Origin of the sequence: Pseudomonas sp. TMP9 (assembly GCF_037943105.1) — a bacterium.
Taxonomy (GTDB): Bacteria; Pseudomonadota; Gammaproteobacteria; order Pseudomonadales; family Pseudomonadaceae; genus Aquipseudomonas.
In genome coordinates this window covers 2333824-2346929 of the sequence record NZ_CP149803.1, presented here as the reverse complement: position 1 = coordinate 2346929, position 13106 = coordinate 2333824, and the positions used below count along the sequence as shown (strand labels likewise).

Annotated in this window: 12 protein-coding genes; all 12 read left to right on the top strand. The window is 52.2% G+C overall.

Annotated elements, in window-relative coordinates; all coding sequences use genetic code 11:
- Positions 1–41 precede the first annotated feature (41 nt).
- Entirely contained in the window at positions 42–1322 is a 1281-nt protein-coding gene (locus WF513_RS11195; protein WP_339079451.1) for a glycosyltransferase, read from the top strand.
- 6 nt (positions 1323–1328) lie between these two features.
- On the top strand, positions 1329–2477 hold the full coding sequence (locus WF513_RS11190; RefSeq protein WP_339079450.1) for an N-acetyl sugar amidotransferase: 1149 nt from the start codon (positions 1329–1331) through the stop codon (positions 2475–2477).
- Entirely contained in the window at positions 2474–3088 is a 615-nt protein-coding gene (gene hisH, locus WF513_RS11185; RefSeq protein WP_339079449.1) for an imidazole glycerol phosphate synthase subunit HisH, read from the top strand. Before WF513_RS11190 ends, hisH begins: the two co-directional genes overlap by 4 nt.
- A 1-nt stretch (position 3089) precedes the next feature.
- Complete coding sequence (locus WF513_RS11180; protein ID WP_339079448.1) at positions 3090–3875, top strand: AglZ/HisF2 family acetamidino modification protein; 786 nt, start codon at positions 3090–3092, stop codon at positions 3873–3875.
- A gap of 31 nt (positions 3876–3906) precedes the next feature.
- Complete coding sequence (locus tag WF513_RS11175; RefSeq protein WP_339079447.1) at positions 3907–4941, top strand: polysaccharide biosynthesis protein; 1035 nt, start codon at positions 3907–3909, stop codon at positions 4939–4941.
- A gap of 3 nt (positions 4942–4944) precedes the next feature.
- The gene (locus WF513_RS11170; RefSeq protein ID WP_339079446.1) at positions 4945–6063 is read left to right on the top strand and encodes an NAD-dependent epimerase/dehydratase family protein; all 1119 of its coding nucleotides are present in this window, start codon (positions 4945–4947) and stop codon (positions 6061–6063) included.
- A 23-nt stretch (positions 6064–6086) separates the two neighbouring features.
- Entirely contained in the window at positions 6087–7220 is a 1134-nt protein-coding gene (gene wecB, locus WF513_RS11165; protein WP_339079444.1) for a UDP-N-acetylglucosamine 2-epimerase (non-hydrolyzing), read from the top strand.
- 8 nt (positions 7221–7228) lie between these two features.
- Complete coding sequence (locus WF513_RS11160) at positions 7229–8485, top strand: glycosyltransferase family 4 protein (RefSeq protein ID WP_339079443.1); 1257 nt, start codon at positions 7229–7231, stop codon at positions 8483–8485.
- Complete coding sequence (locus WF513_RS11155) at positions 8479–9435, top strand: SDR family oxidoreductase (RefSeq protein WP_339079442.1); 957 nt, start codon at positions 8479–8481, stop codon at positions 9433–9435. Before WF513_RS11160 ends, WF513_RS11155 begins: the two co-directional genes overlap by 7 nt.
- Positions 9436–9523: 88 nt before the next feature.
- On the top strand, positions 9524–10084 hold the full coding sequence (locus WF513_RS11150; RefSeq protein WP_339079441.1) for a sugar transferase: 561 nt from the start codon (positions 9524–9526) through the stop codon (positions 10082–10084).
- Between the two features lie 51 nt (positions 10085–10135).
- Entirely contained in the window at positions 10136–10732 is a 597-nt protein-coding gene (locus tag WF513_RS11145; protein WP_339079440.1) for an acetyltransferase, read from the top strand.
- 229 nt (positions 10733–10961) lie between these two features.
- Positions 10962–12968: a nucleoside-diphosphate sugar epimerase/dehydratase gene (locus WF513_RS11140; RefSeq protein WP_339079439.1), complete on the top strand. Its 2007-nt coding sequence runs from the start codon at positions 10962–10964 to the stop codon at positions 12966–12968.
- Positions 12969–13106 lie beyond the last annotated feature (138 nt).

The window sequence follows — 13106 nt, the reverse complement described above, 5'->3', positions numbered from 1 at the left end:
GTTTTACAGGGCTATTTTTACTTATGCTTTGAGGTTGTTTTATGAATGTTGTTTTTATTGTGCACTATTATCCACCGGTCAATAGTTCGGGGGCCAAGCGTGTAGAAGCGATTTCCAAGTATCTTGCTTCGGATGGGCACTCTGTGACGGTTATAACAACAAAAAAAACCGCGACTGACGGTAGGTTTACGGAAGCTTATCCGGCAGGAGTCAATGTCATTGAATTAGATGGTTTTGGCAGAAAAATCCCATCGACCGAGAGTCATGGTGTTTTTGAGCCGATGTATACTGAAGCCCCATCTTTCAAAAGGCGATTTAAGAATTTTGTCCTTAAGATGTTAGGCCAAATACCTGACCCTCGCTTACCTTTTGCAGTTGCTTTTCTGAAGCCGACTTTAGATCTAAAAGTTAACTCGGTGCTGCGATCTGCAGATGTTGTGATTGGGTCTGCTCCGCCATGGCCGATGCTCCTGGCTGCTGTGATATGTAAGAAAAGGTTCGGCGTTCCCTGTGTCCTTGATTACAGAGACCATTTTAGTGAGTGCCACGAGATGCCTGGTGGTGCTTTTGCGAAGTGGCTAGAGTTTAAGTTTGATAGGTGGCTGGTTGGGAATTCCGATCACGTGGTCGCTATATCGGAGCCAATGAGCGCTTACTATAGGGGTATGACTCCTAGAGTGACTACGATAATGAATGGTTATGACCATGAGGTTTTGGACTTCGCGCGCAACCAAGTTTTGCCGCATGATTCTCGTTTAACAGTTATTCGCTATATGGGAATTGTATCGCCAGGGCGAGTTCCTCATAATGTGATGAGGGCTCTTGTGCGACTTCGTGAGCTTAATACCCCTGCTTTTGAGCGCCTCAGGTTTGAGTTTTATGGTGGTGCTGATTTGATCAAAGCTGCGCTATCCAACACTTATCCAAGTATTCAGGGTGCATTTTCGTTTTATGGTGCAGTCCCATATGTGGAGTCTTTGAAGCTTGTTGTTGGGGCAGATTACTTACTATTCTCCGAGACCTCCTCGCAGGAATCGGTCAGTGCTCGAGGTATTTTAACTACTAAGCTTTTTGAATATCTTGGTTCCGGCCGACCGATTGTTGCTGATATATCTCCACAAGCTCTTGCTGGATCATTTTTGGTTAAAGCCAGTGAGTCTCATTTCGTCGGCACACAATCTGATATCTTTCTACATGCATTCCTTGATGAAGATTTTTACTTAAGAAAGGAAAGTTTTTTTTCAGACTTTGCCAAAGGCCTCTCAAGGCGAGCTCAAGCTAATCAATACGCTGAAGTTATTCAGCTAGTGAACAAAGGTTAAAATGCTATGCCTAATAAGCAGTTATCATTTGCGATGTGTCGTAATTGCATCATGGACACAAGCGATCCTCGTATCTCTTTTGATGGGGAGGGTGTCTGCGAATACTGCAACAATTTCAAATCAGAAATCGCTCCCAACTGGCATCCCGATGGGCGCGGGGAGGCGGAGCTTGCAGCACTCGCCGCGAAAATCAAGAAACAGGGTGAGGGCAAGGATTTCGACTGCATCATCGGCCTGAGTGGCGGCCTCGATAGTTCTTACGCAGCTTATATCGCCAAGGAAAAGATGGGGCTGCGCCCGTTGCTTTTTCACGTGGATGCGGGCTGGAATACTGACCAGGCGGTGGGCAATATCGAGAAGCTGGTAGATGGCCTTGGCCTGGATCTCTATACCGAGGTGATCAACTGGGAAGAGATGAAGGATCTGCAGGTTGCTTTTTTGCGTTCGCAAATTGCGGACCAGGATTTGCCTCAGGATGCTGCTTTTTTTTCCGGGCTGTACAAGTTCGCACGTAAGAACGGCATCAAATATGTGCTCACCGGTGGCAATTATTCGACCGAGTGCTGCCGCGAGCCGGAGGAGTGGGGCGGGTATCCAGGGATCGACAAGACCCTGTTTACGGATATCCACAAGCGCTTCGGCAAGCGACCGCTCAAGACTTTCCCCCTTGTCGATATTATGACATACAAGATTCTCTACCAGCGTGTGCTGGGCATGCAAATCGTCAAACCGCTCAATCTTGTGCCTTATGTCAAGCAAGAAGCCGAAGCCGAGCTGGAGCGTCGTTTCGGCTGGCAGAAGTTTCAGCATAAGCACCACGAGTCGCGGTTTACGCGTTTCTACGAAGATTATTGGATGCCGCGCAAATTCGGCTACGAGAAGCGTCGTGCCCACTTTTCCAGCCTGATCATGACCGGGCAGATGACTCGGGACGAGGCTCTGGCTCGCATCGCCAAGCCAGAAATGGACGAGCAGTTCCTGAAGACGGAGTTCGAATTTGTGGCTAACAAGCTGGGGCTGTCGGTCGAAGAATTGCAGGCGATATTCGAAGGGGAAAACAAGACTTACAGGGACTACAAGAACAAGCGCTTTCTTATCGGTATTGGTTCGCGTGTAATGAGCGCCCTCGGATTGGAGAGAAGGCTTTTCAGATGATCACCATCATCGATTATGGTCTGGGTAACATTCAGGCTTTCGTCAACGTCTACAAACGCCTACATATACCGGTCACGGTGGCCAAGAATAGCGATCAGCTGGTTGGAGCCAGCAAGCTTATCTTGCCTGGAGTCGGAGCTTTCGACCATGCTATGCAGCGCTTGAATGCTTCTGGCATGCGGAAGACGCTGGATGACATGATCATCAGTCAAGGTACTCCTGTGCTAGGGGTATGTGTGGGCATGCAAATGCTTGCCGACTCAAGTGACGAGGGCGTCCTGCCTGGCTTGGGCTGGATTCCTGGGAAGGTTCGCAACTTTCACTCTATGACCGAGTCCAGTGAGCTCGCCTTACCTCACATGGGCTGGAACGACGTGTCGCCTAAGCTCGGTAATCCTTTGTTTCATGGGCAAGATGACGACTGGCTGTTTTACTTCCTTCACTCGTATTTCTTCGAGTGCGCTCAACCTGAACATATCGCCGCGACGGCTACCTATGGCATTGGCTTCAGTTGTTCCGTTGCGTCGAAGAACGTTTTTGGGGTGCAGTTCCATCCTGAGAAGAGTCACCACTGTGGTGTCGCCTTACTGAAGAACTTCGCGGAATTGTGAAATGTTGAGACCACGCATCATCCCTTGCTTGTTGATTCAGGATAGCGGTCTTGTTAAGACCGTTCGTTTCAAGGACTCCAAATACGTTGGCGATCCGATTAATGCGGTGAAGATCTTCAATGAGAAGGAGGCGGATGAGCTGATCGTCATTGATATTGACGCCAGCGCTAAGAACCGCGAGCCCGACTATCAGCAGATCGCTCATCTAGCGTCTGAATGCAGAATGCCCCTTTGCTACGGTGGCGGCGTACGCACGGCAGAGCAGGCCAAGCGCATCATCGAACTGGGCGTCGAAAAGGTCGCTATCAGTTCGGCTGCGCTTGCCAACCCTGCTCTGATTAGTGAGATTGCCGCTGAAATCGGACGGCAGAGCGTTGTCGTTGTTTTGGATCACAAGCAGCGATTACTGGGTAAAGTCCAGGATGTGTGGACGCATAATGGCACCCGCAACACCAAGCGCAGTGTTGTTGATGTTGCGCTTGAAATGGAAAAGCTTGGGGCGGGAGAGATCGTTATCAACTCCATCGATAACGATGGCAAGATGAAAGGCTATGACTTATTGCTGGCTGCGCACCTGCGCGAAGTGCTAACCGTACCGCTGACGGTGCTGGGTGGTGGTGGCAGTCTCGAGGATATGCACAAGGTGGTCGCATCCTGTGGCGTTGTCGGTGTGGCTGCCGGCAGTTTTTTCGTCTTCAAAGGCCCTTATCGCGCGGTACTTATCAGCTATCCCACGTCACAGCAGAAGCGCGACTCTATCTATTCAGCTCTGCAAGGCCGCCGCTAGGCTGCATTGCTTTATGATTTCAGGATTGCATATGTTCAATGGTAAGAAGCTGCTCATTTCCGGTGGCACTGGTTCATTCGGCAATGCCGTGCTCAAACGATTTCTCGCCAGCGATATCGCTGAAATTCGTATTTTTAGTCGTGATGAGAAAAAGCAAGATGACATGCGTAAGCAGTATGCCAACGCCAAGCTTAAATTCTATATCGGCGATGTACGGGATTATCAAAGTGTATTGAACGCTACGCGCGGGGTGGATTACATCTTTCATGCGGCGGCGCTCAAGCAGGTGCCGTCTTGTGAGTTTCATCCGATGGAAGCCGTTAAGACCAATGTGATCGGTACGGACAACGTGCTCGAAGCGGCAATCCAGAATGGCGTCAAGCGCGTGGTTTGCCTGAGTACTGACAAGGCGGTGTATCCGATCAACGCCATGGGTATTTCAAAGGCAATGATGGAAAAGGTCATGGTGGCTAAGTCGCGTAATGTTGATGACACCAAGACGGTTATTTGCGGCACTCGGTACGGCAATGTTATGGCTTCCCGTGGTTCGGTGATTCCGTTGTTTATCGAGCAAATTCGTGCCGGTAAGGCGCTGAGCATTACCGATCCGAATATGACCCGTTTTATGATGACACTGGGTGATGCCGTCGATCTGGTGCTCTACGCCTTTGAGCATGGCAATAACGGTGACCTATTCGTACAGAAGGCGCCTGCCGCAACGGTGGAGACGCTGGCTCGTGCGCTGACCTCATTGCTAGGCAAACCAGAACATCCGATTCAGGTTATTGGCACTCGGCATGGCGAGAAACTTTTCGAGGCCTTGCTCAGTCGTGAAGAAATGGCCTGTGCGGAAGATCGGGGCGAGTACTACCGTGTGCCACCGGACCTGCGCGACCTCAACTACAGCAAGTTTGTGGAGCAGGGTGAAGAGAAGATTTCGCACATGGAAGATTACAACTCGCACAACACCGAACGCTTGGATGTGGACGGTATGCAACGCCTGCTCCTCAAGCTTGAGTTTATGCGTGCCATCCAGCGTGGCGAGCACGCAATTGCGGAGGAGTGAGTGATGAAGGTACTGATCACAGGCGCTAATGGCTTTGTTGGCCAGAACCTTGTTGCGCATTTGAGCGAGCGTGCGGATGTCGAGGTGTTGCGTTTTACCCGTGAAGATTCGTTGGCGAGCTTGCCGAACCTAGTAGCGGAGGCAGATTGCATTTTTCACCTTGCTGGCGTTAACCGTCCGCAGAATCCGCTTGATTTCAAGGCCGGCAATACCGATTTAACCATCGCGCTTTGCAAGGCGATCAAGGCCAGTGGTCGACAGACTCAGGTGCTGTACACATCATCCAGTCAAGCTGAACTGGATAACGCCTATGGCAACAGCAAGCGTGGTGCCGAAGAGGCATTGCTTGAGCTGGCAGCCACCAGTTGTGCCGCAGTGCATCTGTTTCGCTTGCCCAATGTATTTGGCAAGTGGGCGCGCCCGAATTACAACTCTGCGGTGGCGACCTTCTGCCATAACATCACGCGTGATTTGCCTATCCAGATTAATGATCCCGATGCTCGCATCAATCTCGTCTACATCGACGACGTGATCAGTCATTTCATTGGGGTCATGGATGGCCAGTTAGCCGGCGGGCCTTTCGTCAGTGTCGAGCCTCAATACAGCATTACGATTGGCGAACTGGCCGAACAGCTGCATACCTTCCGCAATAGCCGCAAGTCGATGATCACCGAGCCGGTGGGGACTGGGCTGGTGCGGGGGTTGTATTCCACGTATATCAGCTACTTGCCGCCCGAACGTTTCACTTATGAAGTGCCGAAATACGGTGACGCTCGTGGCGTGTTTGTGGAAATGCTTAAAACCAAGGATTCGGGGCAGTTTTCGTTCTTTACTGCGCATCCAGGCATTACTCGTGGTGGGCATTATCACCACTCCAAGACCGAAAAGTTTTTGGTCATAAAGGGTAAAGCTTGTTTCCGTTTCCGACAGATTGTTTCCGGCGAGTTCTACGAGCTGTTCACTGAGGGTGATACGCCTGAAATCGTTGAAACCGTTCCAGGTTGGACGCATGACATTACCAATGTCGGTGATAAGGAAATGATGGTAATGCTCTGGGCGAATGAAATATTTGATCGTGAACACCCAGATACCTTCACCCGCGCGGTGGGTACTGAGGCATGAGCGGCAGCGAACAGGACACCGTAATGAAAAAACTGAAAGTTGTAACGGTAGTGGGCACCCGTCCGGAGATCATTCGCCTGTCGCGAGTCATGGCCAAGCTGGATGAGTGCTGTGAGCATGTGTTAGTGCATACCGGTCAGAATTACGATTATGAGTTGAATCAGATTTTTTTTGATGACTTGGGTATTCGCAAGCCGGATCACTTTCTCAATGCGGCCGGTAGCAGCGGTGCCGAAACCATCGGTAATGTGATTATTGCGGTGGATCGCGTGCTGGCGGAGGTGAAACCCGAAGCTTTGCTGGTGTTGGGTGACACCAACAGCTGCATGGCCGTGATTCCCGCAAAACGCCGCAAGATTCCTACCTTCCATATGGAAGCCGGCAACCGCTGTTTCGACATGCGTGTACCGGAAGAGATTAACCGGCGCATTGTTGATCACACGGCTGATATCAATCTGACCTACAGCACCATTGCGCGTGACTATCTGCTGCGTGAAGGTTTGCCGCCCGACATGATTATCAAGACCGGTAGCCCGATGTTTGAGGTGCTCAATTATTACCGTGAAGGTATCGAAGCCTCTGATGTGTTGGAGCGCTTAGGTTTAGAGGCGGGTAAGTTCTTTGTGGTCAGTGGGCACCGCGAAGAAAATATCGACTCGGACACTAATTTCCTCAAGCTGGTGGATGTGCTCAACACGGTTGCTGAACATTACGATTACCCGGTAATTGTGTCTACGCATCCGCGCACCCAGAAGCGAATCGATGCAATGGGTGTGTTGTTTCATGACAATGTGCGGTTGCTGAAGCCGTTGGGTTTTATGGATTTCAATAAGCTGCAACTTACCTCTAAGGCGGTGTTATCTGATAGCGGCACAATCAATGAGGAGTCGTCGATTCTCAACTTTCCGGCGCTGAACATCCGCGAGGCTCATGAACGTCCGGAAGGCATGGAGGAAGCTGCGGTAATGATGGTTGGCCTAGAAGTTGAGCGCGTTATGCAGGCGCTGCAACTTTTGGAAACCCAAGGTCGTGGTAAAGAGCGCAGTCTACGCCTAGTCGGTGATTACAGCATGCCCAACGTGGCCGACAAGGTAGTGCGCATCGTGCACAGTTATCGTGACTATGTGATGCGCACTGTTTGGAAGCAGAACAACTGAGCCTTTATATGTTTGAGCAAAAATTGAAGGTTCTAATCGTAAGTCAATATTTCTGGCCAGAGAACATGCGAGTCAATGATCTTGCTGAGGGATTGGTTCAGCGTGGTCACGAAGTCACGGTATTGACTGGCTTGCCCAATTATCCGGAAGGGCGCGTATTTGAGGATTATCGCCGGTCGCCTGAGCACTACGCCGAGTATCGGGGTGCAAAGATTGTGCGGGTGCCATTCATTCCACGCGGTAAGCGCAGCATCACTCTTATTCTGAACTACGTGTCGTTTTTTATTAGCGGATCTGTGTTGGGTTGTTGGAAGTTGCGTGGAAAAGAGTTCGACGCCATTTTCGTTTATGCGGTATCACCGATCATGTCTGCAATACCTGCGTTAGTGATCGGCAAGTTCAAGCGGGTGCCTGTGTTTATCTGGGTTCTGGATCTGTGGCCCGAAACATTAAAGGCGGTTGGAGTCTTGAGCAATGCACGTCTACTTGCTCTAGTGGGCAAAGGAGTATCCTGGATCTATAACAGGGCCGACTATTTGCTCCTCCAATCGAAAGCTTTTAGCTCCAGCGTGAGGAAGTATTGTACGCTGGAGATGCCATCCGAGCGGCTGGTTTATTTCCCAAGTTGGGCCGAGGATGGCTTTTCTAGTCTGCCTGCGGAGGACTCGCCTCTGATCAAGCGTGATCTGCAGTTTTTCACCATTTTGTTTGCCGGCAACTTGGGTGAGGCGCAGGACTTTCCCGCCATTCTCGATGTAGCCGAGGCTTTGCGTGGCAAGTTGGCCATACGTTGGGTGATCGTCGGCGACGGCAGGATGAGTGGATGGCTTGAACAACAGGTCGCCGAACGGGGATTGGACAATGTGTATCTGTTAGGGCGCCATCCTCTCGACGCCATGCCACCTCTGTTCGCTACGGCAGATGCATTGCTGGTCTCGCTGAAAACTAACGAAGTATTCGAGAAAACCATCCCCGGCAAGGTACAGGCCTACTTGGCATCCGGTAAGCCGATCCTGGGCATGATCGATGGTGAAGCGGCCCGAGTCATTGGGGAGGCCGGTGCCGGTCTAGCCTGTTCTTCGGGTGATCGTCAGGCGTTCGCCAACGTTGTCGAGCAAATGGCGCTGATGACCTCGAGTCAGCGCGAGGCGATGGGGGCGTTGGGCAAACATTACTATGAAGAATATTTCTCCAAGGGAAAACTCTTCTCGGATCTGGTGAGTTTGTTTCGTCAGGCCACTCGCAGGGACGGCAAGTCATGTTAAAGAAAGTGCTGTTGACTGGAGGTACGGGGTTCGTTGGGCAATCTGTGCTTAATCGCCTTTGCAGTGACGGTATGCAGGTGCTCGTCTGTTCTCGTGCTCCGATGAGTGTTCCGAGCGGAGTTAAGCATTTGTCCGTGGCTGGACTCAACGCCAATACAGACTGGAAATTCGCACTCGACGGAATTGAGGCGATTATTCACTGCGCCGCTCGCGTCCACGTCATGAACGATACGTCATCTGACCCACTCACCGAATTCCGCAAGGTTAATGTCGACGGCACCTTGAATCTGGCGCGGCAGGCAGTTGCAGCAGGTGTAAGTCGCTTTATCTTTATCAGCTCGATCAAGGTCAACGGGGAGGGCACGGTTCTAGGTATGCCTTACCACGCTGATGCTCAGCCTGATCCTATGGACCCGTATGGCATCTCCAAGATGGAGGCCGAACAGGGTTTGCGGGTATTGGCGGACGAAACCGGGATGCAGGTGGTAATTATCCGTCCGGTTCTGGTTTATGGGCCGGGTGTTAAGGCCAACTTCCTTAACATGATGCGCTGGCTGCACAAGGGTGTGCCTTTGCCTTTTGGGGCTATCCACAATCGACGCAGCCTTGTCGCCTTGGACAATTTGATCGATCTGATCGTGACCTGTATCGACCACCCTGCTGCTGCGAATCAGACCTTTTTGGTCAGTGATGGCGAGGATCTTTCGACTACCGAGTTGTTGCGCCGGATGGGCACGGCGCTGGGCAAGCCGGCGCGCTTGTTGCCAGTGCCAAGTCGGTTGCTCGAAGTAGGGGCGGCGCTGTTGGGTAAGCAAGCACTTGCCCAACGGTTGTGTGGCTCGCTGCAAGTCGATATCAGCAAGACACGCGAACTACTCAATTGGACTCCGCCAGTCAGCGTTGATGAGGCGCTGGCTAAAACGGCGGAGAGTTTTCTTCAGCAGCGCTGAAGGTATGTTGGATGTGCGTTACCGGGTTAACGCGACTGCATTTTTCCAACGTTTAACCCGTGGGTGATTTTATTTATGTGTGGTGGATATGAAGCGTTTGTTTGACCTGTTTCTTGGCGCGTGTGCTGCGCTGGTACTTCTGTTACCGGTTGGCCTAGTTGCCTTGGCTGTGCGCCTGACGTCGAATGGGCCTGCGCTGTACTGGTCGGATCGCGTGGGGCGGGACAATGAGATTTTCCGTATGCCTAAATTTCGTAGCATGCGTGTTGGCACGCCTGCGGTGGCGACCCACTTGTTACAAGACCCCAATGCCCACCTGACGCCGATTGGCTCGTTCTTGCGTAAATCTAGCCTGGATGAGTTACCGCAACTGTGGAGCATCTTAAGGGGCGACATGAGCTTTGTCGGTCCAAGGCCTGCATTGTTTAATCAGGACGATTTGATTGCTTTGCGTACGCAAAGTGGAGTGCATCATCTGCTACCTGGGCTTACCGGTTGGGCTCAGGTCAATGGCCGGGACGAGTTGCCTATTCCGCAAAAGGTTAAGTTGGATGTTGAATATTTAAATAAGCAGTCGCTGTGGTTCGACATACGTATTCTTTGGTTGACCTTCGTCAAGGTGGTAAGTCGTCATGGTGTCTCTCATTAAGTCTCTGGCTCTGATGCCTTCAAGCCGGGTATGTGAAATGGAGCTGCGGGCGTGAGCGAGAAGACATTACTTATCATCGGTGCAGGCGGGCACGGCAAGGCTGTTGCAGAAGCAGCGTTGCTCAGCGGTGATTGGCAATGGGTTGCATTTGTTGATGACCGCTGGCCCGAGCTGCGCGAAACCTTTGGCTGGCCGGTTGTCGCTGACGTGGCGGGGTTAGCTGCCTTAGGTATTCAGTGCGAAGGCGCCATTGCAGCAATTGGTAATAACGCCCTGCGTGAGCAGTGCGTCAATGCCATTCACAGGGCTGGTTTGCAGCTTGTAACCATCGTGCACCCGCGCGCCTGCGTGAGTGCTGCCGCTGTTGTGGGCGCAGGTACGGCGATCATGGCGCTGGCGATGGTGGGTGTTGATGCTCTGATTGGCCAGGGGGGTATCGTCAATGCCAATGCCACCGTCGATCATGATACAAGTCTTGGGGATTTTGCTCATCTTGGCGTTGGTGTTCAGTTGGCCGGTGGCGTGAAAATTGGCGCGCGGGCCTGGCTGCAGGCAGGCTGTAGCGCGGGGTATCAGGTGGTAGTTGGCGAGGGCACAGTGTACGCGCCGGGGTCGGTACTGCAGACTGATGAGTTAGTTAGGGTTTAGGTGTCAAGGTGTTGTATGGGCGGTTGTAGGGGCCCAGCAATTCTAATGGTTTGTAAGGGCTATTACCGCCAGCGTAGTTGTAGCGTCGCCGACAGGGTTTTTTGACGTTGGTCTTACATTTGTAGCTGAGCGTCTGTTCACCGTTGAATTTTTCCAGCAGCAGTCTTTTTTATCCGGCGAGGGGCTTCACTTCGCTTGTTTTTATGCTCTAAGGATTGAGGTGTTTGTTGTGTTGAGACTTGCTGAAAAGTTGCGCAGCCGTCTGGTTAGCTTGCCACGACGTCAGAAGCGATTGATTCAGGTCAGCATGGATGTGCTGCTCGTCTGGGCGGCCCTTTGGCTGGCGTTTGTTGTGCGGTTGGGTGATAGCAAGGCGATCGAACCTTTTGGCGGGCATGCTTGGTTATTTGCGTTGGCGCCGATTATCGCCATTCCGTTGTTTATTCGCTTTGGTATGTACCGCGCGGTGATGCGGTACTTCGGAAACGATGCGCTGCTCGCCATCGCCAAGGCCGTTACGCTCTCGGCGCTATTACTGGCGTTGGTTGTTTATTGGCACCAAGGTGCGCCGAAGCTTATACCGCGTTCGATGGTGTTCAATTACTGGTGGTTGAGCCTGGTGATGGTCGGCGGGCTGCGTTTGCTGATGCGTCAGTATTTTATGGGCGACTGGTTCTCAGCCGACCAACCTGGCAGGCTGCAAGGGCGTGATTTCGGTTCACCAAAAGTGGCGATTTTCGGTGCAGGCGCAGCCGGTAATCAGTTGGTGGCGGCACTCAGGCTGGGACGTGCGATGCGCCCAGTCGCGTTTATTGATGATGATGCCGGCATTGCCAATCGCACGATTGCTGGGCTGCGGGTTTATACCTCTAAGCACATCCAGCAGATGATCAACGAAACCGGCGCCGATGAGATTCTCTTGGCCATGCCTTCGGTTTCGCGTGCTCGGCGGCGGCAGATTTTAGCTGAGCTGGAGTGCTTCCCGCTGCATGTACGCAGCGTCCCTGGGTTTATGGATTTAGCCAGCGGTCGGGTCAAGGTTGATGATGTTCAAGAAGTGGATATCGCCGACTTACTGGGACGCGATGCGGTGCCGCCACAGCAGGCGTTATTTGAGCGCTGTATTCGCGGCCAGGTGGTGATGGTCACCGGCGCGGGTGGCTCGATTGGTGCTGAGTTGTGCCGGCAGATTGTGCTTAACCAGCCGCTGACGCTTTTGTTGTTTGAGCACAGTGAGTTCAACCTCTACAGCATTCACGCAGAGCTTGAAGCGCGGATTAAACGTGAGTCGCTGCCGCTGCGTTTGGTGCCGATTCTGGGGTCTATCCGCAGTGCCGATCGGCTGTTGGATGTGATGAAAACCTGGAAAGTAGACACGCTTTATCACGCGGCGGCGTACAAGCATGTGCCCATGGTTGAGCACAATATCGCTGAAGGTGTGCTGAATAACGTGGTGGGCACACTGAACACCGCGCAAGCTGCGATCAGGGCGGGGGTGAGCAATTTTGTGCTGATCTCAACCGATAAAGCGGTGCGGCCCACCAATGTGATGGGCAGTACTAAGCGTTTAGCCGAGATGGTGCTGCAAGCGCTTAGCCATGAGTCTGCGCCCGTGTTATTTGAAGATGACAAAGCGCTACGTCAATTAAACAAAACGCGCTTTACCATGGTGCGTTTTGGCAATGTGTTGGGCTCATCCGGCTCGGTGATTCCGCTGTTTCACGAGCAAATTAGTAAAGGCGGGCCGGTGACGGTGACGCATCCCAATATCACCCGCTATTTTATGACCATCCCCGAAGCCGCGCAGTTGGTGATCCAGGCCGGCGCCATGGGTGAGGGCGGTGATGTGTTTGTGTTGGATATGGGCGAGCCGGTGAAAATTGCTGAGCTGGCGGAAAAAATGATTCACCTCAGCGGCTTAAGCGTACGTTCTGATAGAGCGCCCCATGGTGATATTGCCATCGAGTTCACCGGCTTGCGTCCGGGTGAGAAGCTCTACGAAGAACTGCTGATCGGTGACAACGTCAGCCCGACTGAGCATCCAATGATCATGCGCGCCAGTGAAGAGCATCTTCCTTGGGAGACATTTAAGCCAGTGCTGAGCGAAATGTTGGCGGCGGTAGCGCGTGATGACTATGACCGGGTGCGCCAGCTATTGCGTGAGACAGTCAGTGGCTATAAACCAGAAGGTGAAATTGTTGACTGGATTCATTTGCAACGCCGCATAGAACCGTAATGGAGCACGCTCGAGAATTGATTGCACATCGAGTGGCGAGAGTCTGTGCATGGGTGGGATAGATGCTGCTGGATAGAGTGCCGCGTCGCACAGTGAAGATTTTTTGGTAGGCCAGTTTGACAGGTGTGTAACAGCGTC

Excerpts from the sequence above, each read along its gene's own strand:
- WF513_RS11195 (WP_339079451.1), top strand. The coding sequence starts at position 42 with ATGAATGTTGTTTTTATTGTGCACTATTATCCACCGGTCAATAGTTCG.
- WF513_RS11190 (WP_339079450.1), top strand. The coding sequence starts at position 1,329 with ATGCCTAATAAGCAGTTATCATTTGCGATGTGTCGTAATTGCATCATG.
- hisH (WP_339079449.1), top strand. The coding sequence starts at position 2,474 with ATGATCACCATCATCGATTATGGTCTGGGTAACATTCAGGCTTTCGTC.
- WF513_RS11180 (WP_339079448.1), top strand. The coding sequence starts at position 3,090 with ATGTTGAGACCACGCATCATCCCTTGCTTGTTGATTCAGGATAGCGGT.
- WF513_RS11175 (WP_339079447.1), top strand. The coding sequence starts at position 3,907 with ATGTTCAATGGTAAGAAGCTGCTCATTTCCGGTGGCACTGGTTCATTC.
- WF513_RS11170 (WP_339079446.1), top strand. The coding sequence starts at position 4,945 with ATGAAGGTACTGATCACAGGCGCTAATGGCTTTGTTGGCCAGAACCTT.
- wecB (WP_339079444.1), top strand. The coding sequence starts at position 6,087 with ATGAAAAAACTGAAAGTTGTAACGGTAGTGGGCACCCGTCCGGAGATC.
- WF513_RS11160 (WP_339079443.1), top strand. The coding sequence starts at position 7,229 with ATGTTTGAGCAAAAATTGAAGGTTCTAATCGTAAGTCAATATTTCTGG.
- WF513_RS11155 (WP_339079442.1), top strand. The coding sequence starts at position 8,479 with ATGTTAAAGAAAGTGCTGTTGACTGGAGGTACGGGGTTCGTTGGGCAA.
- WF513_RS11150 (WP_339079441.1), top strand. The coding sequence starts at position 9,524 with ATGAAGCGTTTGTTTGACCTGTTTCTTGGCGCGTGTGCTGCGCTGGTA.